The sequence below is a fragment of the Candidatus Spongiisocius sp. genome (assembly GCF_965221825.1).
GTDB lineage: Bacteria > Actinomycetota > Acidimicrobiia > Spongiisociales > Spongiisociaceae > Spongiisocius.
Genome location: NZ_OZ244917.1, coordinates 3,296,388 through 3,319,555 on the forward strand (window position 1 = coordinate 3,296,388; position 23,168 = coordinate 3,319,555).

The 23,168-nt window shown below is 66.5% G+C and carries 21 protein-coding genes; 17 read left to right on the top strand and 4 right to left on the bottom strand.

Annotated elements, in window-relative coordinates:
- Positions 1 to 2 precede the first annotated feature (2 nt).
- From ACOQPD_RS15100 to ACOQPD_RS15110, 3 genes are all read left to right on the top strand, one after another.
- Positions 3 to 767 (top strand): CoA-transferase subunit beta, encoded by a 765-nt coding sequence (locus ACOQPD_RS15100; RefSeq protein WP_420612787.1) that lies wholly within the window; start codon positions 3 to 5, stop codon positions 765 to 767.
- A 316-nt stretch (positions 768 to 1,083) separates the two neighbouring features.
- Positions 1,084 to 2,226, top strand: a complete 1,143-nt coding sequence (locus ACOQPD_RS15105) for an NAD(P)/FAD-dependent oxidoreductase (RefSeq protein WP_420612788.1) — start codon at positions 1,084 to 1,086, stop codon at positions 2,224 to 2,226.
- A gap of 65 nt (positions 2,227 to 2,291) precedes the next feature.
- On the top strand, positions 2,292 to 2,573 hold the full coding sequence (locus ACOQPD_RS15110; protein ID WP_420612789.1) for a HigA family addiction module antitoxin: 282 nt from the start codon (positions 2,292 to 2,294) through the stop codon (positions 2,571 to 2,573).
- On the opposite strand, the gene ACOQPD_RS15115 is transcribed toward ACOQPD_RS15110, so the two are convergent.
- Both ACOQPD_RS15115 and ACOQPD_RS15120 read right to left on the bottom strand, forming a co-directional pair.
- Entirely contained in the window at positions 2,574 to 3,473 is a 900-nt protein-coding gene (locus ACOQPD_RS15115; protein ID WP_420612790.1) for a heme o synthase, read from the bottom strand.
- A complete protein-coding gene (locus ACOQPD_RS15120) occupies positions 3,473 to 4,381 on the bottom strand; it encodes a COX15/CtaA family protein (RefSeq protein WP_420612791.1) in 909 nt (302 codons plus the stop codon). The genes ACOQPD_RS15115 and ACOQPD_RS15120 overlap by 1 nt, the downstream gene beginning before the upstream one ends.
- A gap of 308 nt (positions 4,382 to 4,689) precedes the next feature.
- Between ACOQPD_RS15120 and ACOQPD_RS15125 the strand changes: the two genes are divergently transcribed.
- The 9 genes from ACOQPD_RS15125 (at position 4,690) to ACOQPD_RS15165 (ending at position 14,803) form a co-directional block, all read left to right on the top strand.
- Positions 4,690 to 5,322, top strand: a complete 633-nt coding sequence (locus ACOQPD_RS15125; RefSeq protein ID WP_420612792.1) for an aspartate/glutamate racemase family protein — start codon at positions 4,690 to 4,692, stop codon at positions 5,320 to 5,322.
- Entirely contained in the window at positions 5,322 to 5,849 is a 528-nt protein-coding gene (locus tag ACOQPD_RS15130) for a macro domain-containing protein (RefSeq protein ID WP_420612793.1), read from the top strand. Before ACOQPD_RS15125 ends, ACOQPD_RS15130 begins: the two co-directional genes overlap by 1 nt.
- Positions 5,850 to 6,342: 493 nt before the next feature.
- Positions 6,343 to 7,539: an ROK family transcriptional regulator gene (locus tag ACOQPD_RS15135; protein ID WP_420612794.1), complete on the top strand. Its 1,197-nt coding sequence runs from the start codon at positions 6,343 to 6,345 to the stop codon at positions 7,537 to 7,539.
- Entirely contained in the window at positions 7,536 to 8,822 is a 1,287-nt protein-coding gene (locus ACOQPD_RS15140) for a M20 family metallopeptidase (RefSeq protein WP_420612795.1), read from the top strand. Before ACOQPD_RS15135 ends, ACOQPD_RS15140 begins: the two co-directional genes overlap by 4 nt.
- A complete protein-coding gene (locus tag ACOQPD_RS15145) occupies positions 8,819 to 11,014 on the top strand; it encodes a substrate-binding domain-containing protein (RefSeq protein WP_420612796.1) in 2,196 nt (731 codons plus the stop codon). The genes ACOQPD_RS15140 and ACOQPD_RS15145 overlap by 4 nt, the downstream gene beginning before the upstream one ends.
- A gap of 85 nt (positions 11,015 to 11,099) precedes the next feature.
- The gene (locus tag ACOQPD_RS15150) at positions 11,100 to 12,050 is read left to right on the top strand and encodes an ABC transporter permease (protein WP_420614401.1); all 951 of its coding nucleotides are present in this window, start codon (positions 11,100 to 11,102) and stop codon (positions 12,048 to 12,050) included.
- A gap of 6 nt (positions 12,051 to 12,056) precedes the next feature.
- A complete protein-coding gene (locus tag ACOQPD_RS15155) occupies positions 12,057 to 13,256 on the top strand; it encodes an alanine racemase (RefSeq protein WP_420612797.1) in 1,200 nt (399 codons plus the stop codon).
- 2 nt (positions 13,257 to 13,258) lie between these two features.
- Positions 13,259 to 14,032, top strand: coding sequence for an ATP-binding cassette domain-containing protein (locus ACOQPD_RS15160; protein ID WP_420612798.1), 774 nt, complete (start codon positions 13,259 to 13,261; stop codon positions 14,030 to 14,032).
- 27 nt (positions 14,033 to 14,059) lie between these two features.
- Positions 14,060 to 14,803, top strand: coding sequence for a glucosamine-6-phosphate deaminase (locus ACOQPD_RS15165; RefSeq protein WP_420612799.1), 744 nt, complete (start codon positions 14,060 to 14,062; stop codon positions 14,801 to 14,803).
- A 663-nt stretch (positions 14,804 to 15,466) separates the two neighbouring features.
- On the opposite strand, the gene ACOQPD_RS15170 is transcribed toward ACOQPD_RS15165, so the two are convergent.
- Both ACOQPD_RS15170 and ACOQPD_RS15175 read right to left on the bottom strand, forming a co-directional pair.
- On the bottom strand, positions 15,467 to 16,171 hold the full coding sequence (locus tag ACOQPD_RS15170) for a hypothetical protein (RefSeq protein ID WP_420612800.1): 705 nt from the start codon (positions 16,169 to 16,171) through the stop codon (positions 15,467 to 15,469).
- Positions 16,172 to 16,335: 164 nt separating this feature from the next.
- Entirely contained in the window at positions 16,336 to 17,433 is a 1,098-nt protein-coding gene (locus ACOQPD_RS15175; protein WP_420612801.1) for an ATP-NAD kinase family protein, read from the bottom strand.
- A gap of 204 nt (positions 17,434 to 17,637) precedes the next feature.
- Between ACOQPD_RS15175 and ACOQPD_RS15180 the strand changes: the two genes are divergently transcribed.
- From ACOQPD_RS15180 to gcvPB, 5 genes are all read left to right on the top strand, one after another.
- Complete coding sequence (locus ACOQPD_RS15180; protein WP_420612802.1) at positions 17,638 to 18,006, top strand: cupin domain-containing protein; 369 nt, start codon at positions 17,638 to 17,640, stop codon at positions 18,004 to 18,006.
- A gap of 113 nt (positions 18,007 to 18,119) precedes the next feature.
- Complete coding sequence (locus tag ACOQPD_RS15185) at positions 18,120 to 18,641, top strand: PPOX class F420-dependent oxidoreductase (RefSeq protein WP_420612803.1); 522 nt, start codon at positions 18,120 to 18,122, stop codon at positions 18,639 to 18,641.
- Between the two features lie 54 nt (positions 18,642 to 18,695).
- Positions 18,696 to 19,892 carry an FAD binding domain-containing protein gene (locus ACOQPD_RS15190; RefSeq protein WP_420612804.1) on the top strand — a complete coding sequence of 399 codons (1,197 nt, stop codon included), beginning with the start codon at positions 18,696 to 18,698 and terminating at the stop codon, positions 19,890 to 19,892.
- A 320-nt stretch (positions 19,893 to 20,212) separates the two neighbouring features.
- Positions 20,213 to 21,610 carry an aminomethyl-transferring glycine dehydrogenase subunit GcvPA gene (gene gcvPA, locus ACOQPD_RS15195; protein WP_420612805.1) on the top strand — a complete coding sequence of 466 codons (1,398 nt, stop codon included), beginning with the start codon at positions 20,213 to 20,215 and terminating at the stop codon, positions 21,608 to 21,610.
- Positions 21,607 to 23,163, top strand: a complete 1,557-nt coding sequence (gcvPB, locus tag ACOQPD_RS15200) for an aminomethyl-transferring glycine dehydrogenase subunit GcvPB (RefSeq protein WP_420612806.1) — start codon at positions 21,607 to 21,609, stop codon at positions 23,161 to 23,163. Before gcvPA ends, gcvPB begins: the two co-directional genes overlap by 4 nt.
- Positions 23,164 to 23,168: the final 5 nt, after the last annotated feature.

Here is a 23,168-nt window from a genome sequence, read left to right on the forward strand (position 1 = left end):
CCATGGCTAATCGGACGCCTGCGTGGGCAGCAGACGAGATCATGACCGTGGTGGCCGCCCGCCTCCTCCGGGACGGGATGTCCTGCTTCGTGGGGATCGGCATCCCCAGCACGGTCGCCAACCTGGCCCGCAACACCCACGCGCCCAACCTGTTCCTCATCTACGAGGCCGGGCCGCTCGGCGCCAAGCCATACCGCCTTCCGCTGTCGATAGGCGACGGCGAACTGGCGGTTACCGCCGATTCGGTGGTGTCGGTGCCCGAGGTCTTCAACTACTGGTTGCAAGGCGGGCACATCGATGTCGGCTACCTGTCCGCCGCCCAGATCGACCGGTTCGGCAACCTGAACACCACCGTTATCGGTCCGGACTACCACGATCCCAAAGTGCGCCTTCCCGGAGCGGGCGGCGCTCCGGAGATCGCAGCCCACTGCCGGGAGGTAACTGTGATCATGCGCCACACCAGGCGGGCCTTCGTGCCGCGGGTCGACTTCGTGACCTCGATCGGCCTGGGCCCGGAGCCGGACACCAGATCCCGGTTCGGGTTCCGGGGGGCAGGGCCGATCAACGTCATCACCGACTTGGGGGTGCTGAAGCCCGATCCACACGACAACGAGCTGACCCTGGTGGCCATCCACCCCGGCGTCGAGCTACAGGAAGTTATGGACCGGACCCAATGGCCGCTCCGGGTGGCGTCATCCCTGGAGGTGACGGATGCCCCGACCGGCGAGGAGTTGGCGGTGCTCCGGGACCTCAAGAACCGCTCCTAACGCCATGGATCCGGTTTCGTCCATGGCAGGCGCGACCCCGGCAGCGGTTCTCCGCCGAAGTGGGGACGCGCCATGTTTCAGACCCCCATTCGTGTCACACCCCCGCCATACGATGCCGGATAACCGAAAGCACCCGCGGTCCCGGCCCGACGTCGACCGGACCGAACGAGGGAACATATCGTCGAGGCAGCCCCGCCCCGGGCTAGGACGGAACGCGCTCGACTCCAAGGTGGTGGCGGTGGGGGAGGGCCCGGCGGGCGGCGCCGTGTTGCCGCGGTTTTCGCGTTCTTCGTCGGGTCCGGGACGCTAGAGCAGCATGGCAGGCCGGACCTGGGACGTCCTGGTGGTCGGCGGGGGAGTGACGGGCTGCTCGGCTGCCTGGCACCTGGCCGGGTACGGGGCGGAGGTCCTGCTTCTCGAGCAGTTCGACCTCAACACCCAGGCATCCGGCCGGAACGCCGGCAGCTTGCACGGTCAGATACAGCACGGTTCGTTCCTGGAGTTCGGCGAGGAATGGGCCCGCGGCTTCCTGCCGGCTCTGCGTTTCCTGGCCGACTCCCTGGACATGTGGAGGGACCTGAGCGATGTGCTGGGTACCGACCTGGAGGTCTCGCTCAACGGTGGGCTGCTCATCGCGGAGACCTCCGAGCAGATGAGGGACATCGAACGGAAGGTCGCCATCGAGAGGACCGCAGGCGTGGAGTCCGACCTTCTCGGGCCGGCCGACCTCCAGCGGATTGCCCCATACGTGTCCGAGTCGATGGTGGGCGCCCAGCTCACCCGGGTGGAGGGGAAGGTCAACTCGATGCTGGCGGCGCCCGCCTTCGCTCGCGCCGCCGTGTCCAGGGGAGCGGTCATCCGCACGGGTGCGGAGGTGATCGGCCTGGAGTGGCAGGACGGCACGTTCACCGTTTCCACGCCCTCCGGTCCGGTCACGGCGGGGCGGGTCGTGCTGGTCACGGGCAATGACCTCAACCGTTTCGCCTCGCTGTGGGGCGGTGATCTTGCCATATTCGACGATCCGGCCCAGGTCGGGGCGACCGAACCCTTGGCGCCGATGGTCCACCACCTGGTCTACTACGCGGGTGGCCAGCTGACCTTCAAGCAGGCCAAGGCCGGAACCCTGCTGATAGGCGGGGGCTGGTCGTCGGACCTCGACCCTGTGACCGGCCACAATCGGGTCAATCCCCAGAACCTGGTGGCGAACATGAGGGTGGCGCTGCGGGTGGTTCCGTCGCTGGCCGGAGTCCGCCTCATCCGTACCTGGCCCGGTAGGGGCCTGGCCACCCCCGACCTGTCTCCGATCATCGGCCGGGTCGGCCCTCCCGGCCTGGTAGTCGGCACCTATCCCCACATGGGCCTGACCGCCGGCCCCCTGATGGGGCGGGTCCTGGCCCAGCTGGCGCTCGACCGCCCCCCCGAAGTGGATCTGGCCCCCTTCGCCCCGGACCGTTTCTGACCGAGAGTCCGAGCCGCCTCCGTCCGAGCGTGGGAGAATGACGAGTCCACGAAGAATCGAAGAGGATGTCTGCGGAGTATCCGACCCATCCGGGAGTAAGCATCCGGGAAGGCTGCCTGGAAGGACGACTTACCGTGACTGAAGCTGCCGGAGTACTTGGCGTGGCGCGACATACTCTGTCCCGTGTTCTGAACGGACACACCGGGATCTCACCGGAAATGGCAATCCGTCTGGAGAAGGTCGGATGGTCCAATGCCGAGTTCTGGATGCGCCGCCAAGCCGCCTACGACCTTGCCCAAGCCCGACTGCGCGCCGACGATATCAACGTGGGAAGGACACCTAGGTAGTCAACCGAGGAGGTATCGGTCCACCAGGGTGTCGGCCGCCACGGCGCCGAACAGCAAGGCCAGATATGCGAGGGAGAACAGATACAGTCCCCGGGCTCCGTCGATCCCGTCGCCCCGTGCCAGCCGGATCGCCCGGAATATGAATCCAGCCCCCAGCGCGAGCGCGCTGACCAGATAGACCCATCCGACCGCGCCGGTCGCCGCGAATGATGCGGAAAGCGCCACCAGTACCAGCGTGTAGAGGAGGATCTGACGCTTGGTCACAGCCAGCGTGGCAACAACCGGCAGCATCGGGATCCCGGCCTTTGCGTAGTCATCCTTGATCAACAAAGCCAGAGCCCAGAAGTGGGGCGGCGTCCACAAGAAAACGATGGCGAAGAGAAAGACGGCCGGTAGTTCCACCGTCCCGGTCACGGCCGCCCAACCGACCAGCGGCGGGACAGCGCCGGCAGCGCCGCCGATGACGATGTTCTGGGGGGTTGTCCGCTTGAGACCCAGGGTGTAGACGAATACGTAGATGAGGGTGCCGCTCAGAGCCAGTGCGGCGCTGAGGAGGTTGACGAAAGCAGCCAGCAAGACGAACGCGGCCGCATTGAGGACGATTCCGAAAGCGAAGGCACCTCTTCTCGGGACTCGGCCGCTGGCGACCGGACGGCGACTGGTACGTCGCATCTTCTGGTCCAGGTCGGCTTCAGCACCGTGATTGAGGGCGTTCGCTCCTCCCGCCGCCAGGTAGCCCGAAACAACCACCAAGACGATCAGCAGAGGATCCGGCCAACCTCCGGCGGCCAGGACCATGCCGCCCAACGCGGTGATCAGCAACAGAGAGATGATCCGGGGTTTGGTGAGAGCGACGTAGTCGCGCCAGACCCGGGATCCGGCGATGCTAGGGGCGGTCATCAACCAGTGGTTGCCCGGTACCGGGTCGGGACGCGGAAGGTCGCCGGATCGAGCAGGACGGCGACCATCACCACCATCGATACCCACGACAGGGTGGCAAACGTCAGATGCAGGGACGCCGTGAGGGGCGTTGAAGCCAGCCAAGCCGTAAGCGCGCCTACGCCGATTTCGAGCAGCAACACCCCGGAAGTGAGCGCGGCCAACCAGCGCAGTTGCGGTAGCTCCGATCCCCGGTTCCAAGCCACGAAGCAGGCGCGGAAGACGAGCACGGCCACCACCACCACCATGTAGCGGTGCCCCATGTTGACAGCGAACGCCATACCGTCGGGGATGCTCAGACCGGTACACAACGGCCAGCCCGGGCAACTGGTTCCGTAGTTGAGCCCCACCATGTAGGAGCCGTAGAGGATGACGATGAGCAACCCGCCTGCACCCGCCCACGCAATCATCCGATCACGTCTGCCAACTCGCATATCGAGGTTCCCCCGTTGACCGGAACGATCATCCGGGCGACCGACCAGCCAGGCGATGGCGAGAGTCGCCACGGTCAACTCGGCCAGTGCCAGGTGAATCAGACGTACCCACCACGAGAGTTCGCTCAATACGGTTAGCCCGCCCAGGATCGCAGCGGCGACGACCAGTATGAGGCTGGCGCCGGTCGCGGCCACTGCCGGCTTCGATGTGCGCAGGTGGCGCCAAGCCAGCAGCAGCGAGACCGCCACCAGAACACCCACCACGGTGGCCGCCAGCCGGTGCGTGAACTCGAGCCATATGTGGTAGTCGAGCGGCGGGATGATCTGTCCGTGGCAGAGCGGCCAATCCGGACAGGCATCTCCGGAGCCGGTGACCCGGACGATGCCGCCCAGAGCGACCTGGGCGATGGCGGCGATCAGGGCTGCCAGCGTCACCCTTGCGTATCGTGCCCGACCGGAGGGTGAACCGGCGGCGACCCTCGACATTGTCAACTAACTCCAGGCTTCAGAGGGATCCCCTAGGCGCGCTCCCAACTCACGGTTGCGGAGGGCTTCCGGCAGCGGCCGGATCGGATGCCCCGGATTCTAATCGGCCGGCGACGCTAGGCCGTCGAGTACCACCGAGGCCTGAGCCGGGACCGAGAGCCGGTTCGTGAGTACATCGTGCCTGGCAGTGCCGAAGACCGGGTGATGGGTCCGGGTCACCATCGGGTAACGTCGCCTCGATGTTTGGAAGGGTCATCGTGGTGAATCCGAACAGGACCGAGCGCATCTCGGCCGAGGTCGACGACGCGGTGAGGGACCTTGCCGAGGAGTTGGGGATCGAGGTGGAGGTGATCACCAGCCTCGGCGGACCGCCCGCGATCGAATCCGACGCAGACGTTGCCGCCTCGGTCGGGCCCATGATCGAGATCGCCAGCGGCCACAAGGCAGATGCCTATGTGGTGGCGTGCTTCTCCGACCCTGGTATCGGAGAGATGAGGGCGAAACTGGAGGCGCCGGTCTTCGGAATCGCCGAGTCGGCGGTGCTGGCAGCGATGTCACGCGGGCGCAGTGTCGGGGTCATCTCCGCCGTCGAGGAGGCAATACCGAGGCACGATCGCTACTGGGATCGGATCGGAGTAGCTACGAGGGTCGTCGGAGACGTGGCCACCGGGCGGGGTGTTCTCGATCTGGAGAGCGAGGAGGCCTACGAGGATGTCCTGGACGCCGGAGAGCAGCTCGCAGACTCCGGCGCGGATGTGCTCGTGCTCGGTTGCACGGGCATGACCCACCTCCGTGCCCGGCTTCAGGACGACTTGGGCCTGCCCGTCGTGGAGCCGTGCCAGGCCGCCGTCACGTTCGCCGCCGCGGCCCTCCGGGACGCATCCCCGTAATGGGCCGCACCGTGGTCGTGGTTCAGGGCGACCTCACGGCCGCCCGCACCGATGTCATCGTCAACGCCGCCAACGAGCATCTCGTCCACGGCGGAGGCGTAGCGGCCGCCCTCGCCAGGGTGGGAGGGGAGGCGTTCGTCAAGGACTCCGAGCGGTGGGTCTCAGAGCACGGTCCGGTCCGGCCCGGGCAGGCCGCGATAACCGCCGGCGGGGGATTGCCGGCCAGGTGGGTGGTGCATGTGGTGGGACCCCGCTACCGGGAAGGACAGGACAACGCAACCCTGCTCCGCCAGGCCGTGCGGGCCGCCCTGGACGCTGCGAAGGACCTAGGCGCCACTACCGTGGCCATGCCCGCCATCTCGACCGGAGTGTTCGGTTATCCACTGGACGCAGCCGCGGAGGTGATCGCCACCGAGTCCCTCAGCTGGGCCGAGGAACACCCCGCCACCCTGAGCGAGATACGCCTGGTCGCCTACGACCACCGGACCGCCGACGCCCTACGACTCGCGCTGGAACGGCAGGAGTGAGAGCGACCAGCACCAGGCATATGGAGTGGTCTGCGATGCCTCACGGGGCCGCCAACTGACGGCCTGAGATCGGAACCGTTCTATCTCAGCAAACGGCCGGGGCAACGGCACGCCTGTCCGGCCTATTCCGGCGGACTGGCCTCCACCGTCCGCCGGTCCTGACGGTTTGCTCGATCCGCCCGTTCTCGCGCACGGGCGGGGATGGCAGGATCCCTCTGGAGCGGCGCCGCGGTTCGGGGCGTACGAAGGGTCGATATCGGGAACAGCCGCGGAAATAATTAGTAAAGTAGCTTGACAAACTAACTAGGAGGCAGTGAGAATACGGGCAGAAAGCGGCCAGAGTTGACCAGCCGTTCGGCCGGGCAGCTCTCCGGATCACGAGGATGGGGATGACAGCCGGCACCTGTGTTTTCCGGGTTGTATCGGTTTACCGGGACAGACGGTTCCGCGTGCGGAGGGGCGTCCATCCCCGACACGCAGAGGGGTTCAAAGCGTGATCGACGGGTCCGGCTCCTGGGCACTTCGCCTGCGTAACGGCCAAGCGGTCTTCGACGAGTTCATGCAGGCTGCGCCGTTCCCGATCTCACGCGCCACACTTGCCCGGCGGACCGGCCTGTCGAAGCCGACCGTATCTGCCCTCGTGTCGGATCTCGAGGATGCCGGTGTGGTGAGCCTCATCCCTCCTCCCGAAACCTCCCAGAATCGGATCGGGCGCCCTGCCACCCCCTACGCGCTGGTTCCGGACGCCGCGCTGGTCGTGGGAGTGGACATGGGGGCCACCAAGATCATCGTGGGTGTGGCCGATCTGCTCGGGAGGGTCCTGGCCGAGGAACGCATCGAGACCGCCTCCCATGCCGGGGCCGCGGTGGACACGGTCGTGGCGGCCACGACCCGGCTGCTCGAGACCCTCGGTGGCAAGGCCGACCTCCTGGAGTCCGGCTGCGTGGGGGTTCCCGGCGTGTACCGCCCGCGGCTGGACCGGGTGGAGATGTCCCCCAACCTCTCGGGGTTCGCCGATCTCCCGATCCGGGCGGCACTCTCCGAACGGCTCGGAGTGCCGGTCACGATCGAGAACGACGTGAACCTGGCGGCGGTGGCGGAAGCGGAAGCGATGGACGACCTGGGCGGGCTCGACTTCGTCGCGATCTCGGTCGGCACCGGAATCGGCGCCGGACTGGTGATGGACGGGAAGCTCTATCGGGGGGGACACGGAGCCGCCGGAGAACTCGGATCGATCGACATCTCGGGAGCCGGCGACAACCGGGCGCAACGGCTCACGTTGGAGGATGTCGCCTCCGCGCCGGCCATCCGTAGGCGGTTCCGTCAAGCAGTGGATAACGGCCTTACCTCCCGCCTCGAGCGCGATGCCGAGGTCTCGGAGATCCTCCTAGCGGCCTCTTCGGGTGACGAAGCCGCATCCGAGGCTATCGGCATCGCCGCCGAGGCGATGGCGTCTGCGGTGGCATGGCTGTGCTGGTTCGGCGATCCGGCCCGGATCGTCTTCGGGGGCGGGGTGGGTTCCAATCCCACCTTCGTCGATGCGGTGCGTTCCAGGCTGGACCGTTACCTCGACGTGACACCGGAACTGGTTGCTTCGGCACTGGGCAACCGTGCGGCCTTCATGGGAGCGATCTCCACCGCTCGGGCCTCGGTGAGAACCACCTTCGTGCGGGGCCGGTTGGGCAGATGAGGACGATGGTGAGGTCGCCGGCCGAAGTGATCGCCGCCGCCGTCGACGAGGAGAAACTGGTCGGGTCGGTTCTGGAGTCGGTGCGGATTCCGAGTGTGACCCCGCACGAGACGGCCTTCGCCGGATGGGTCAGGGATCAGCTCGGTGATGGGCCGTGGAACAGCGTACGTCTGGTGGAGGCGGAGCCGGGACGGCCCAACGTCTACGCCGAGGCGGGTCGGGCAGGGGGCCGGTCACTGGTGCTGGCGGGCCATCTGGACACCGTGCACGCGGACGACTGGGTGCGGGAGTGGAGCGGGACCAACCGGGCCGACCCGTTCTCCGGCACCATCGTCGACGGCGAGATATGGGCCCGGGGGGTTACCGACCAGAAGGCGGGAGTCTGCTCGATCATCGAGGCCGTACGTGCGGTCGACCGGGCGGGTTACCGGCTGGCCGGCCCGCTGACGGCCCTGCTGGTCTGCGACGAGGAGTCCGGCCAGCCCGGCAGCGGGCTCTCCATAGGAATGCGCGCCGCGGTCTCGCACCTGTTCGACGGCCCGGATCAGGCGCCGGACTTCGCCATCTACACCGAGCCGACCACCGGGGCCGTCTACACCGCCCAGATGGGATTCCTGATCGCCGACATCACCCTGGCCGGCAGGTCGGCCTACTTCGGGACCCCCGAGTTGGGCGTGGATGCGCTGCGGGCGGGCCACGCGCTCCTGAGCGAGCTATGGGACCACGACGAGGCCCTGCGTGATGAGCCCGGCCACGACCTGCTGGGCGGACGCTTCCTACTGGTCACCTCCGTCGAATCCGGCGGGAACATCGCGGTTCCGGGCGATTTCCGGCTGTCCCTCATCCAGAAGCTGCTGCCGGGCGACGACCTCGACCGCCAGGCCGACGCATTGCGGGATGTGGCCGCCAAGGTGGCGGACGATCACGGCGTTTCGGCCCAGGTGGTCTTCTCCGCTCCCCGGGACCACCGGGTGGGAGGCACTCCCGACGAGGTCCCGGCGGACCATCCGGGCGTCCGCGCGCTGATGGAGTCGATCGAACACATCACCGGTAGGCGCGCCCGCATCGAGGGCGCTCCCTACTGGTCCGAGAAGCCGTTGCTCCGGGCTGCCGGGATCCCCGGCGTGTACTTCGCCCCCGGAGACATTGCAACCTGTCACACCCCATTCGAAAGGCTCCCCATCCAGGAGCTGATCTCCGCGACCCGCACCCTTGCGCACTTTGTGGCGTCCTGGTGCGGGGTGGAGCAAGCAGGGAGAGGGCGGCCGGAGGAGGAACAATGAAGACAAGAACCGAGACGATGCGGCTGCGGATGGTCATCGCCACGATGGTGGTGCTCGGCCTGCTGGCCGCGGCCTGCGGCGGTGACGAGCCTGCCGAGGAAACCACCCCGACGACCGTGGCTGCAGCCACCACCAAGGCCCCGGCGACCACTGCGACACCTGAGGCACCTGCGGCGCCGGTGGCGCCTGTGACTCGGGGTCCGGGGGGTGAGGCTGCTACTCCGTCGGGTGAGATCGTGCTCTCGGCTGGTGAGGCGGCTGAGGTTCAGTCGGGTGGTTATACGGCTGCTCTGTTGTGGCATACGGCGGGAGCTTTTACTGATGCGGTGAGTCAGGGTGCTCGGGACGCGTTTGCCGAGTTGGGTATCGAGGTGATCGCCGAGACGAATGCTCAGTTCGACGCGGCGCAGCAGGCGAATGATGTCGAGACGGTGATGGCTCAGAATCCTGACATCATTATCAGCCTGGTGCTGGATCCGGTGTCGGGTGCGGAGGCTTTCCGTCCGGCTGTGGATGCTGGTGTCCAGTTGGTGTTCTTGAGCAACGTGCCTGAGGGGTATGTGCATGGAACCGATTATGTAGGGGTGGTGACCGATGATCTGGCGGCTATGGGTATTGCGGCTGCTGATCTGTTGGCTGACGCGTTGGGTGGTCAGGGGAAGGTGGGTTTCATCTTCCATGATGCTGCCTATTACGTGACGAACCAGCGTGATCAGGCGTTCAAGGCGTGGATCGAGGCGGCCTATCCCGGCATCGAGATAGTCGATTCCCAGGGCTTGGCGGACCCGGCGGCTGCTGAGGAGATCGCCGCGTCGCTGCTGACCCGCAACCCCGACCTCAACGGCATCTATGCCCCGTGGTCGGCTGGTCCTGCCGATGGTGTGCTGGCGGCGCTTAGGGCGGCGGGCGCTTCGGATGTGGCTGTGGTGACCCTTGATCTCGACACGAACGTGTCGCTCGATCTGGTGGAGGGCGGCAACATCGTGGGAATCGCCGCTGACGAGGCCTATGCCCTGGGCCGGACCATGGCCCTCGAGGGTGCTTACGGCCTTATCGGCAAGCCGGCACCGCCGTTCACGGTTGTTCCTGCCATCAAGGTCACCGCCGACAACATCGTCGACGCCTACCGCCAGTCCCTGGCGACCGACCCGCCGGCCGAAGTCATGCAAGCCCTCGGCGAGATGCCGGTTGCTCCCGTGACTCGGGGTCCTGGAGGTGAGGCTGCTACTCCGTCGGGTGAGATCGTGCTCTCGGCCGGTGAGGCGGCTGAGGTTCAGTCAGGTGAGTACACGGCTGCTCTGTTGTGGCATACGGCAGGCGCGTTCACTGATGCGGTCAGCAAGGGGGCCAGGGACGCGTTCGCCGAACTCGGGATCAACGTCATCGCCGAGACCAACGCCCAGTTCGACGCGGCCCAGCAGGCGAATGATGTCGAGACGGTGATGGCTCAGAACCCTGACATCATCATCAGCCTGGTCCTCGACCCGGTATCCGGCGCCGAAGCGTTCCGTCCGGCTGTGGAAGCGGGTGTCCAGTTGGTGTTCTTGAGCAACGTGCCCGAGGGATACGTGCATGGAACCGATTATGTAGGGGTGGTCACCGATGACTTGGCGGCTATGGGTATTGCGGCCGCTGATCTGCTGGCTGACGCGTTGGGTGGTCAGGGGAAGGTGGGTTTCATCTTCCATGATGCTGCCTATTACGTGACGAACCAGCGTGATCAGGCGTTCAAGGCGTGGATCGAAGCCGCCTATCCCGGCATCGAGATAGTCGACGAACAAGGCCTGGCCGACCCGGCCGCGGCCGAGGAGATCGCCGCGTCGCTGCTCACCCGCAACCCCGACCTCAACGGCATCTACGCCCCCTGGTCGGCCGGTCCTGCTGACGGCGTGCTGGCCGCTCTGCGAGCAGCCGGCGCCTCCGACGTAGCCGTGGTGACCCTTGATCTGGACACGAACGTGTCGTTGGATCTGGTCGAGGGCGGCAACATCGTGGGGATCGCGGCTGACGAGGCCTATGCCCTGGGCCGGACGATGGCCATCGAGGGTGCTTACGGCCTTCTTGGCAAGCCGGCGCCGCCGTTCACGGTTGTTCCTGCCATCAAGGTCACCGCCGACAACATCGTCGACGCCTACCGCCAGTCCCTGGCGACCGACCCACCACCCGAAGTCATGCAAGCCCTCGGAGGATAAGCTGTAGCTGCCAGAGTGTCCGAAGGAACTGCCGGAAGTGAAGGCGGTCCGTAAACCGCTACGAGCCGTAGCCGGCTCGATAAGGATGCGGGCACGCCAGGGCGACGACGGCGGGTTTCGACAGTACGTCGTTTACCTGGCCTTCGTCTCGATCCTCGCCGTCTTCGCGCTCTTCCTGTGGGACGACGGGTTTCTCAGCGGATCCAACCTGCTGAATATCGGCCGGCAGGCGGCGCCCATCGCGGTGATGGCGGTGGGGATGGCCTTCGCCCTGGGATCGGCGGAGATCGACCTGTCCGTCGGGTCCACCGTTGCGCTCTCGTCGCTGGTGGCGGCGGTGGTGGTGGGCGACCACGGGTTCCTGGCGGGCGCCGTCGCGGCGGTGGCCACCGGAGTCGTGGTCGGCCTGGTCAACGGTTTCATCACCGTCAAGATCCGGATCCCCTCATTCCTGGTCACCCTGGGGACGCTGGGCATCATCAGCGGGATCGCCCGGAACATGAACAACCTCCAGTCGATGCCGATCCGGGACGACACCTTCTCGGCCCTGTTCGGCGCCGGTTCGTTGGGTCCGGTCTCGTCCCTGGTCGTGTGGACGATCATCGTGCTGGTCCTCGGCCATTTCGCGCTTCACCACCTGCGCTGGGGCCGCCACGTCCTCGCCACGGGAGCGAACCGGGAGTCGGCGAAGGCGTCCGGCCTGAACACCGACCGCATCCGTATCAGCGCGCTGGTGGCCAGCGCCACCACCGCCGCCTTCGCGGGCGTGCTGCTGGCCGGGAGGCTGGCCATCGGCCGCCACGACCTCGGCGAGAACGACCTGCTGACCGTGATCGCGGCGGTCGTCATCGGAGGCACCAGCCTGTTCGGAGGGCGCGCCTCGATCGCCGGGGCGGTGACCGGGGCGGTCATCATGGCGATGCTCAACAACGGGCTGATCCTGATGGGGCTGGAGGTGGCGGACCAGCTGATCGCCCGTGGCGTGATCATCGTCCTGGCGGTGGCGCTCAGCATGCGAGCACCTGAGGAAAGTTGAGCGACCATGTTCCTTAGGAAACTGCTGGCCCGTAACCGACCCTTCGTGGAGTCGGCCATCCGGCTCCACCAGGAGGGGAGCATCCCCGCCAACAGCTACGTCCTCGATCTGGACACGATCGAGGCCAACACCCGCCACTTCTCGACCGAGGCCCATCGCCGGGGTCTGACGGTGTACGCGATGAGCAAGCAACTGGGCCGGGCCGGGGGCGCGCTCGATGCGATAACCCGGGGCGGCGCCGACGGTTACGTGGCCGTCGACATGGCCTGTGCCCGGCCGATCGTGGCCGGCGGGCACCGGCTGGGCAACCTGGGGCACCTCGTCCAGATGGCGCGGGCGGAGACCAGGGAAGCCGCCGGCATGGCTCCCGATTACTGGACCGTCTTCTCCCGTAACAAGGCGTCAGAGGCCTCCGGGGCGGTGGCCAGGCTCGGACGCACCCAGGACGTGCTGCTCCGGATATGGAACGAAGGCGACATCTTCTACCCCGGTCACGAAGGGGGCTTCCACATCGAAGAGCTATCCGCCGCCATCGCCTTCGTGAACGGATTGGAGGGATTACGTTTCGGCGGTCTCACCACGTTCCCCGCCCTGCTTTACGACAAGGACTCCCGGAAGGTGGCGCCCACACCCAACGTAGACACCCTCGCCCGGGGTGTGGAGGTGGCTGCCGCCACGCTCGGAGACGGCACCCGCATTGAGGTGAACGCTCCCGGTACGACTTCCACGGCGGTCCTCGATCTGCTGGCCGACATCGGGGCGACCCAGGTGGAGCCCGGCCATGGCCTGACCGGCTCGACTCCGCTGCACGCGGTGGAGGAGCTTCCCGAACAGCCCGCCGCCCTCTACCTCACCGAGGTCGCCCACCTGCACCAGGGCGTCCCGCTGTGCTTCGGCGGGGGTTTCTACGTGGATCCGGTCTTCGACGCGTACGACACGCGGGCGCTGGTGGCGGCCGACCCCGAGGACGTGTCCACCGAGCCGGTGCCGCTCGACATGCCCGATCCGGCCGGCATCGACTACTACGCGAGGCTGCATCCGCCGGCCTCCCGCACCGTAGAGGAAGGCGACACGGTGATCTGCGGGTTCCGTGTCCAGGCCTTCGTGACCCGTGCCTGGGTGGTGGGTGTGACCGGCGCCGGAACCGCCACCCCGGCGGTGGCTGGTGTATGGAACACCCTGGGCGACCGGGTACGGGAAGGGTGACAATGACAGTGCCGGCACTCGAGGTCCGAGACCTTTCGAAGGCGTTCCGGGCCGTCCAGGCCCTGGACAGCGTCTCACTCGAGCTTCACCGGGGGCGGGTGACGGCGCTGCTGGGCGACAACGGGGCCGGCAAGTCGACACTCGTGAAATGCCTGGCCGGCATCTACCAGCCGGACTCAGGGACCATCAGCATCGACGGGGCCGAACATCGGATCTCCTCTCCGGACGTGGCCCGTTCACTGGGCGTCGAGTCCGTCCACCAGGACCTGTCGCTCATCGACACGTTGAACGTGGCCGAAAACCTGTTCCTGAACCGGGAGTACACGCGGGGCGGGTGGTTCGGATCTAGGTTGGGACTGCTGAACAAGAGGCGCATGCACGAGGAGTGCGGGGAGACCCTGGCCCGTCTCGGCATCGCCATCCCGTCGCCGCGGCGCCCGGTCGGCCTGCTGTCAGGCGGTCAGCGGCAGGCCATCGCCATCGGGAGGGCGGTGGCCTGGGGACAGCGCATCGTCCTCCTGGACGAGCCCGCCGCGGCGCTCGGAGTCGAGCAGGCCCAGCGGGTCTTGGACCTGATCACGGCGCTGCGCGAGTCCAATGTGGCGGTGCTGCTGATCACCCACAACATGGACCGGGTCACGGCCGTGTGCGACCGCGCCGTCGTGCTGCGCCGGGGCCGCAAGACGGCCGAGGCCGACGTCAGCCAGGTGACCCAGGACGACCTGGTGGCCTTCATCACCGGCGCCAGGACCACCGAATTTCCGGCGCGCGAGTAGTCCGGCTGCGAAGGACTGCTCGGCAAGATGGAGGTCGTCGTCGCCTCGAACACCGATGAACTGGCGGCCCGCGCCGCTGATCTCGTCGAGGCGTACCTCCACTCCGCTCCTTCCCCGGTCCTGGGCCTGGCGACCGGCGCGTCGGTGCAGCCCCTCTACCGGGAACTGGCCCGCCGTCACCGGGAGGAGTCCCTCTCGTTCGCCGCGACCCGAGCCTTCTTGCTGGACGAGTACGTGGGGCTCGACCCCGGCCACCCGCAGCTGTATCGCAATGTCATCCGCCGAGACTTGGCCCGACAGGTCGATCTGGACCCCGCCCACCTGCACTCGCCTGATGTTCACGCCAGCGATCTCGACGAGGAGTGCGCCCGCTACAACCGCAGCATCAGCCGGGCGCGGATCGGGCTCCAGATCCTCGGGATCGGGCGCAACGGCCATCTGGCCTTCAACGAACCGGGTTCGGCCTTCGATTCCCGGACCAGAGTGGTGAGCCTCACAGCGACGACCCGGGCTGACAACGCCCGCTACTTCGCCAAACCGGATGACGTGCCGCGCCGCGCAGTGACGCAGGGTCTCGGCACGATCATGGGGACCGGCCACGTGATGGTGATAGCCCTGGGTTCCTCCAAGGCTGCCGCCGTGGAGAGCGCCCTGCACGGTCCGGTGATCGAAGCCCTGCCGGCCTCGATCCTCCAGACCCATCCCCGGGTGACCGTGATCCTCGACACCCATGCAGGGGAAGCAGCTATAGACAGTGGCGCGCATGGATGAAGATCCCAACCTGGTCGCCGCGACGGGCTAGAGGCCGCAGTTCGGTCGGGTTGGCCGGGCGGTTGAGTCCGATTGCGATATGTACGTGACAGACGAGCATCTGCGCCATACAACCTTGCAATTCTGGCGCGATGGTCCATGATTACAAGGTTCAGCGGTTCGTCACTCCACATTTCGGACGCGTGCCGACCACTTTCATGCGGCCGCACCCGGTCTGTCAGAACGCGAAAAACGGGGAACGCACCCTCCCCGGCGGGCCCATCCCCCAGCCACCACCTCCTTCGGTCCGAGCGCGTCCGGCCATCCCCGCCCGGGTCCGCTCCCGAATTGATCCCGGTTCCGGCCTCCTCGACGTCGATAGGCAAGAGACCGGTGGTGTTTGTGACTACCGGACAGTATGCGGCGGGTCTATGACACGTTCAACCCCCTTGTCCGGGTGACGGGCTTGCTCCAACCAGGACGGCGCGTGTCAAGGACCACGGCAAGCACGGGACTCGATGCTCAGGAGGAGGCAGGTCGCTGCTACTGCCGCTAGAAACCGCGCTCCCAAAAGACGCGCAGTTCCGGCCGCTCTCCGTCCGGAGAGGAGCCGGACCTACTTCCTCCGTCTACTGTCGTCGGCATCCCGATCATCACCCGGATGGGTCGGGGAATCCAACCGGATCACCGACGGCCGATCGTCGGGATGGGCGAGGGGTCCAGGATGCCCATAGTTCTGCTGTTGGCAACGATCCACCCTCGCGAGTCGGGACACATCCATCCGGCGACATCGACTAGGGCTTCCCAGTCACCGGCCAGATCGCGCCTGTGTATGGGTTCGTGGTGGGCGATGCGGTTCCGCAACTCATGTAGTTGCTTCATTCGGTCGTGGACGTCCGCGCGAACTGCCCGAGGATCCGGTGCCCGCGGGTGGTGAGGGAACGCGCCGCAGAGCGCGGGGACCCACAGCGATGTCAGGTAGGTCTTCGCGCACAGGAACCTCCAGAAGCCGAAGCTGAGTTCAGCGATCACCTTGCCGTGTCGCTCAGGTTGGCCCGAACGGGTCGCCCGTCTCCTGGCGGCGTTGATTAGCTCAACTCCTCGTTGAGTGAACAGATCGTGATTCCCGTACCACTCTTTCGGTGCCCGATTGTCTTTCGACGTCCCCTTGTGTTGGTAGTCAACGAGCGCCATGTCCGCGCCGTTACGGAAGACCACTTCGAGACGAGCGATGTCTTCCAGCAATGCCCCGCTTGCCAGAACGTTCCAGTCGTACAGCCGGATGGCGGCTCTCGGGTCGTGGCGGGTCGCGGCGAGGTACGATCCGAGCCGCTCTTCCGTGAGCCGGACCATGAGGACGTTGTGATCGAAGGGTTGACGTTGTCTCACGGGAGCGGTACAGTAGCTAGCGAAAACCCCGGAACCGTCCCTGCTTCGGCAAACGGCCGGGGTTACAGCTTTCCCGGATACGGTGTCCTGCTCTTGATACCGGAAGCTAAACATGGGACACCACCACCGGCCCGATGGCGAGACATGCGGCTTGGCCTCCGTCCTCAGGTGACCACTTTCATGACGGTGCTGCGGCCGGGCGAGGTGTGGACCCTTCGATAGCCGAGCATGACCGGCCGGGCTGACCCGACGCCGGTGTCGACCCGGAGGACGGGCGGGTCCAGGAGCCGCACCTTCTCCTCGCCGGCCAGGATCATCACGTTCTCCTCCCCGACCCGGCTGATGACCTCGGGGCTGATCTGCTGGTTGCCCCTGCCCAGCAGGAAGCCCTGGCCGCCGATCACCCCCAGGTAGATCGTGGCGGGAACGCCCGGTTCCAGCAGGGCGACCAGCTCGGCGGCGGTGACGTTGGTGGCGACCATCCGGCGGTTGCGAACCACGTCCACGCCGGCCAGGGTTCCTTCCATGTCCAGGTGATCGAGGATCCGGGCTACGGTGGTTCCGGGCCCGAGCACGTAGAGGTGGTCGGGCGCCATCTCTTCGGCGAGCTTGCTGCATAGCCGGTCCAGGCTGGCATCGTCGCCGAGCGCGGTGGTGGCCTTGCCCGGCTGGAGAAGGTCGCGGACGAATGGGACCGATGCGACCGAGAAGCCTGCCACATGGCCTGGGTCGTCCCCGGCGTCGAGTACCTCTCTCCGGGTCAGCGGAACCTGGTCGGGTGTGGCCACGTAGCGGGCCGCCATAGCGCCGGCCGCCTCCGGTGTGTTTCCGAACACAGCGGAGTGCATCTTGACACCGGTGGGGATGCCCACCACCGGAACCTCGGTACCAACCACCCCCACGATGTCGCGGGCGGTCCCGTCCCCTCCGGCGAAGGCGATCAGGCCGACACCTTCCTCCAGCATCCGGGCGGCTACCTCACGGGTGTCGGCTGAGGTGGTCGGGTCCGACCTCACCGGTACCACGACAGGGGAGAGCCCGGCTTCCCGGGCGGTCTTCTCGCCCATGGTGCCGGAGCCTGTTATCACCGGCAGGTCGGGTATGGCGTCCGCCAGCAGCCTGACGGCCCGGCCCGCCCGGCGGTGGGCGATGGGGACGGCTCCGAGGGCGGCGGCCTGCCGGTAGGTCTCGCCGTCGGTACCGTGGAGGCCCACCGACCCTCCCATTCCCGCGATCGGGTTGACGATCAGGCCCAGCCGCATCGGGTTCGCTCGGTCCATGAACCCGGAAGGTAGTGGTCTGTGTGCGAAACAGCTAGGCGTGTTCTGCTTGCCTTCGGCGCCCCTCGCTGTGTTCCGCTTCCTCAACGTACCGTTGGATGAGTAGTTCCCGGGGGGTTCACATCACGATTCCATTAGCGTGTCCTATCCCTGATAGAAGGACCCCGAAAACTCAAGGAGGAACCGATGCCGGAAGTCATAGCGGAGGGCGCCTTCGACCTGGGCGACTATGAGCAAGAGTTGTCCGCCGCGCCCGAGAATCATGCTGTCGGCACCAAGCTCCTCTACGAGAACGACCGGGTGGGAGTCTGGGAGGTGCGACTCCGCCCGGGCGAACGGGCTCCCTTCCACATCCACGACCGGCCCTATTTCTGGACGGTTGTGGATGCGGGCACCGGTCGGCAACGCTCCGGTGACGGCACCTACGCGATCCGCCGCTACGAGGTGGGCGACACCCAATTCGGGAACCACTCGCCGGAGGAGTCGATGATCCACGATCTTGAGAACCGTGGCGACACCGATATACGATTTATTACGGTAGAATTCTATGAGTAGAGCATTGTTAACATAACTGCCGACGATCATTGGGCCATGGACTCAGCGGGACTGAGAGCGCCGACGCACTCGCTCACTACGATCCGGTAACGGCCGACCGGAAGGAGCATGGAATGGCCGCGAAACTCTACGAGTTCCTCGACGTATCGGCCGGTCTCCAGCCCGGCCAGTTCGGAATCGGAAGACGCAGCGAGCTAGAAAGCTTGAACGACTTGGATCCGATCTACAAGCGTTTGCTTGATGAGTCGGTCACCGCGGTGGTCAGCGTGATTGCGGCGGACGGCAGGCCCAGCCTTACCCCGATGTGGTTCGGTTACGAGGACGACAAAGTGTTGCTCAACGTCGCCGCCCATCGGAAGAAGACTGCATGGATCAGAGCCAATCCCGAAGTCTCGCTGATCCTTGTCAATCCTGACAATCCTTATCACTGGCTGTCCATGAAGGTGACGGTATGTCAAGAGATCTCCGAGAACGACCCGGAAGATGGCGCAAGAGCGACCGAGACGATAGACGCGGCCTGGGTCAAGTACACCGGCGCCGAGCCCCCTTACGGGCTGCGAGATCCTTCGATCGATGAGCGCCGGGTGTTGTTCGAGTGTCGGGTGGACAAGGTTTCCACCTTCGGCCAGCCCTAACAGCAGTCTCACGTCCGGTCGGGTCCGGCGCCGACCACCCCTCTGATGAGCCACATGCCCCGGGTCGCGATCGTGGGGGGATCGATCGGCGGCCTGACGGCGGCGCTGGTGTTGCGGGACCTCGGATGCGACGTGAACGTCTACGAACGGTCCACCGCCGAGTTGGAGGCCCGGGGGGCGGGGATCGTCCTGCACCCGGTGACCGTTCGCTACTTCGAGGAGCGCCGTCATCTCGACGCCGCCCGGGTCTCGGTAAGTCTGCCGTGGCTTCGGTTTCTTGACCGGGACGGATCGGTGGCGCACGAGGAGCGCACCAACTACCGGTTCAGTTCCTGGAACACGCTGTACCGCAACCTCCTGGCGTGCTTCGACCACAACCGTTACCACCTCGGCCACGAGATGATCGATGTTGAACAGGATGACAGGCGGGCAAGGCTCCGGTTCGCCAACGGAGCAACCACCTCGGCCGACTTGGTGGTGTGCGCCGACGGTGTCTCGTCGCGATCCAGGGCGATCCTTCAACCTCATGTCGCGCCGCGCTACGCCGGCTACGTCGCCTGGCGGGGCACGATCCCGGAGTCGGAGCTATCCCCTCCGACCTTGCGCCGGCTCGGGGATGCCATCACCTACCACCTCACCGCCGAGGGACACATCCTCATCTACCCGATCCCGGGCCCGTCCGGCGAGTTGACGCCCGGACGGCGGACCCAAGGGTTCGTCTGGTACCACAACTACGCCGACGGAGATGAGCTGCATGACCTGCTCACCGACCGGACCGGGCGCCGTAGAGACTCGTCGGTGCCGCCCGGACGCATGCAAGACCCGCATGTGGCCTGGGCCCGCCGCTACGCCGCCGCGACCTTTCCGCCGGCGATCGCAGAGGTGGTCACGCGCACCGTCGATCCGTTCGTCCAGGTGGTGCTGGATGTGGCCGTGCGTGGGATGGCCTTCGGCAGGGTATGCCTGATCGGAGATGCGGCCATTTTGGTGCGCCCGCACGCCGGCGCCGGAACCGCCAAGGCCTGCTCCGACGCATGGGCGCTGGGTGACGCCCTCCACGAAGCCGGCGGAGACCCGCAGACCGCGCTGGCTGCCTGGGCGCCTCGGCAGTTAGCGGTAGGCCATGCCCTGATGGAGCGGGCGCGCTGGATGGGGGACGGAAGCCAGTTCCGCCACGACTGGACACCGGGGGACCCTCGCCTCCGGTTCGGCCTCTATCAGGCTGGAGACTCGGTCTTCGACACGCCGTGAATCGAGGTGGCTGCCTTGAACTTGTCCAGTTCTTTGTTCCGTCCTCAACTGAACATGCGGCGGCCCGAGGGTGCGGGGGGCGGAGCGCCTGGTTCTGCTCGTAGCGATGCTTCCTCCGACCTGAAGGCGCCGGCCCTGCGGCCGCAGCCAAGCGCGGTCGACCACAAGCCACCCGGGGCCCCGACGGCCAATGGCGCAGCTCCCGGCAGTGGGTTGTAGACAAGGAGAGTCACTGGTAGACCGCCGATGGACGCGCGGCAGCCTCCCATCGGTAAAGTTAACGGTAAGCAAGATGAGCGCGAGACCGAAGGTGTGATGGAGTGAACAGAGCCCACCCCTACATGGCCAATTCCACGGAGGAGGCCAAGAAGCACATGCTCAACGCGATCGGCGCCGCCACCGTCGATGAGCTGTTCGAGCAGATACCCGACGAACACATAACCACCCGGCAATTCGGGCTGCCCGATCCCCTTGCCTCCGAGGTGGAACTCAAGCGGCATCTGACCGGGGTGCTCGGGAAGAACGAGCACTGTGAGGACAACCTCAGCTTCCTGGGAGGCGGCACCTGGCAGCACCACGTGCCTGCCATTTGCGATGAGATCTGGACCCGCAGCGAGTTCCTGACCTCGGTATGGGGTACAGGCTCATCCGATCTGGGCCGCAACCAGGCCTGGTTCGAGTTCGCCAGCCAGCTGGGGGAGCTGGTGGGAATGGAATTCGTGGGCCTGCCCGTCTACAGCTGGGGCGCCGCCGTGGGCCATTCGATGCGGATGGCGACGCGGATGACGGGACGGGGCCGGATCCTGGTTCCCGCCCTGATGGATCCACAGCGCCTGGATGTGGCCCGGACGTACGCCGGGTTCCCGGAACAGGAGGGCCACATCGAGATCGCCTATGTGGGTTACCACCCGGCCACCGGCCGCATCGACCTGGCCGACCTCGGCAGCCGTCTTGACGAAGGAGTCGCCGCGGTCTACTTCGAGAACCCCGGCTACCTGGGGGTGATCGAGGACCAGTCCGCCGAGATCGCGCGGATGGCCAGAGCCGCCGGGGCTGAGACCATCGTCGGCGTCGATCCGACCTCGCTGGGCGTGATCGTCCCGCCCTCCGATTACGGCGCAGACATCGCGGTGGGGACCACCCAGCCGCTCGGTATCCACATGAACGGCGGCGGCGGGGTCGGGGGCTTCATCGCCACCCGCGACGAGGAGCGCTACGCCCGGGAATACCCCACCCTTCAGGTCAGCCTCACCGACACCACCCAAGAGGGGGAGCGGGCCTTCGGACTAGCCCTTTTCCAGCAGAGCTCGTATGGCTCCCGGGAGGACGGAAAGGACTGGACCGGGAACTCGGTGTACCTGTGGGCGATCGCCAATGCCGCCTACATGTCGGTTCTGGGACCGTCCGGCTTCGAGGAGTTGGGCGGAGCGATCCTCCGGAGAAGCCACTACGCCGCCCGGCGGATAGCAGCCGTGCCGGGGGTGTCGTTGCCCTGGCCGACCGGTTTCTTCAAGGAGTTCGTGGTCCGGTTCGACGAGACCGGTCCTCCTGTGGCCGAGATCAACCGGCGACTCAGGGAACACGGCATTTTCGGCGGCCGCGACCTGAGCAGCGACTTCCCCGACCTTGGACAGAGCGCCCTGTACTGCGTGACCGAGGTGCATAGCCGGGCCGACATAGACCGCCTGACCACCGCGCTGGAGGAGGTGACGCGATGACTACCAATGGATTGAGGAAGTACCACGCCGCGGTCTGGGACGAGCCGCTGGTGATGGAGATGGGTCGGACCGGTCGCCGCGGGCAGCTCTTCCCCGTGGACGAACCCGATCTCGACGCGGTCGTGGGTGACACCTCCGACCTGATTCCCGAGTCCCTGCGCCGGGGCCGGTCGGCCGACCTGCCCGAGATGTCGGAGCCTGAGGTCCTGCGCCACTATCTGCATCTCAGCCAGGAGGTGCTGGGGATGATGGGCATCAGCCTGTTCGGCACATGCACCATGAAGTACAACCCTCGGGTCACCGAGGCGCTCACCCGCCAGCCCTTCGTGGCCGAGACCCATCCCGATCAGGACGTCGAAACGCTCCAGGGCACGCTCGGGGTCATCCACGGGCTCGACCGGATGCTCCGGGACCTGACCGGGATGGACCAGTTCGTGTTCCAGCCCGGCGGGGGCGCCGACGCCGCCTTCCTCCATGCCACGGTGACCAGGGCCTACCACGAGGCCCGCGGGGACCTGGCGCAGCGGAGGGAGATCATCACCACCGCCCAGGCCCATCCATGCAATCCCGCCACCGCCGCGGCGGCCGGATTCGAGGTGATCACCCTTCCCCTCGAAGAGGAGGGCTACGCGTCGGTGGAAGCACTCCGGGCGGCGGCATCGGAGCGGACAGCGGCTCTGATGGTGAACAACCCGGACGACATCGGCATCTACAACCCCCACATCAAGGAGTGGGTCGACATCGTCCACTCGGTGGGCGGGCTCTGCTTCTACGACACCGCCAACTTCAACGGTGTTATGGGCCGGATCAGGGCCCGGGAGCTGGGCTTCGACGCCTGCATGATGATGCTCCACAAGACCTTCGGCGCTCCCAAGGCGGGCGGCGGACCGGCGGTGGGCGCCTACGGGTGCTCGGAAGTACTGGCTCCGTACCTGACCGCGCCGGTGGTGGTCAAGGGAGACGACGGAGCGTTCGCCATCAAAGTTCCCGAGCACGCCGGCAGCACCCAGGTGCGGGAGTATCTCGGCAACATACCGGTCATCATCAAGGCCTACTCGTGGCTCCGGGCGCTGGGCGCAGCGGGAGTGAAGGAGGCGGCCGACCTGTCGTTGCTGGCCAACAACTACATGGAGACCCGCCTGCTCAAGATTCCGGGGGTGTCCAAGGGCCTTCCCCATCTGGACGAGTACCGGATGGAGATGACCCGCTACAGCCTCGGCGAGCTCACGGAGGAGACCGGGGTCACCACCGTCGACGTGGCCAACCGGATGGTCGATTACGGCGTTGATGCCTTCTGGATGAGCCACGAGCCCTGGTTCATCCCGGAGCCGTTCACACCCGAGGCGGGGGAGATGTGGTCGGTCGAGGATCTGGACTACTGGATCGACGTCATAGCGGCCATCTGCGAGGAGGCCCGCACCGATCCCGAACTGGTCAAGACCGCCCCCCACAACCAGCCCATCCACCGGGTGGTCGGGAGCGGGCTGGACGATCCGGACCGGTGGGCCACCACCTGGCGGGCGTACCGGCGCAAGAACGGGCTCGAAGGCTGATCCGA

Bases quoted from the DNA above. Each gene is read 5' to 3' on its own strand.
- gcvPB (WP_420612806.1), top strand. From the start codon at position 21,607: ATGACTACCAATGGATTGAGGAAGTACCACGCCGCGGTCTGGGACGAG.
- ACOQPD_RS15130 (WP_420612793.1), top strand. From the start codon at position 5,322: ATGGGCCGCACCGTGGTCGTGGTTCAGGGCGACCTCACGGCCGCCCGC.
- ACOQPD_RS15100 (WP_420612787.1), top strand. From the start codon at position 3: ATGGCTAATCGGACGCCTGCGTGGGCAGCAGACGAGATCATGACCGTG.
- ACOQPD_RS15150 (WP_420614401.1), top strand. From the start codon at position 11,100: ATGCGGGCACGCCAGGGCGACGACGGCGGGTTTCGACAGTACGTCGTT.
- ACOQPD_RS15175 (WP_420612801.1), bottom strand. From the start codon at position 17,433: ATGCGGCTGGGCCTGATCGTCAACCCGATCGCGGGAATGGGAGGGTCG.
- ACOQPD_RS15165 (WP_420612799.1), top strand. From the start codon at position 14,060: ATGGAGGTCGTCGTCGCCTCGAACACCGATGAACTGGCGGCCCGCGCC.
- ACOQPD_RS15160 (WP_420612798.1), top strand. From the start codon at position 13,259: ATGACAGTGCCGGCACTCGAGGTCCGAGACCTTTCGAAGGCGTTCCGG.
- ACOQPD_RS15115 (WP_420612790.1), bottom strand. From the start codon at position 3,473: ATGACCGCCCCTAGCATCGCCGGATCCCGGGTCTGGCGCGACTACGTC.
- ACOQPD_RS15105 (WP_420612788.1), top strand. From the start codon at position 1,084: ATGGCAGGCCGGACCTGGGACGTCCTGGTGGTCGGCGGGGGAGTGACG.
- ACOQPD_RS15110 (WP_420612789.1), top strand. From the start codon at position 2,292: ATGTCTGCGGAGTATCCGACCCATCCGGGAGTAAGCATCCGGGAAGGC.
- ACOQPD_RS15155 (WP_420612797.1), top strand. From the start codon at position 12,057: ATGTTCCTTAGGAAACTGCTGGCCCGTAACCGACCCTTCGTGGAGTCG.
- ACOQPD_RS15190 (WP_420612804.1), top strand. From the start codon at position 18,696: ATGCCCCGGGTCGCGATCGTGGGGGGATCGATCGGCGGCCTGACGGCG.
- ACOQPD_RS15180 (WP_420612802.1), top strand. From the start codon at position 17,638: ATGCCGGAAGTCATAGCGGAGGGCGCCTTCGACCTGGGCGACTATGAG.
- ACOQPD_RS15140 (WP_420612795.1), top strand. From the start codon at position 7,536: ATGAGGACGATGGTGAGGTCGCCGGCCGAAGTGATCGCCGCCGCCGTC.
- ACOQPD_RS15185 (WP_420612803.1), top strand. From the start codon at position 18,120: ATGGCCGCGAAACTCTACGAGTTCCTCGACGTATCGGCCGGTCTCCAG.
- ACOQPD_RS15145 (WP_420612796.1), top strand. From the start codon at position 8,819: ATGAAGACAAGAACCGAGACGATGCGGCTGCGGATGGTCATCGCCACG.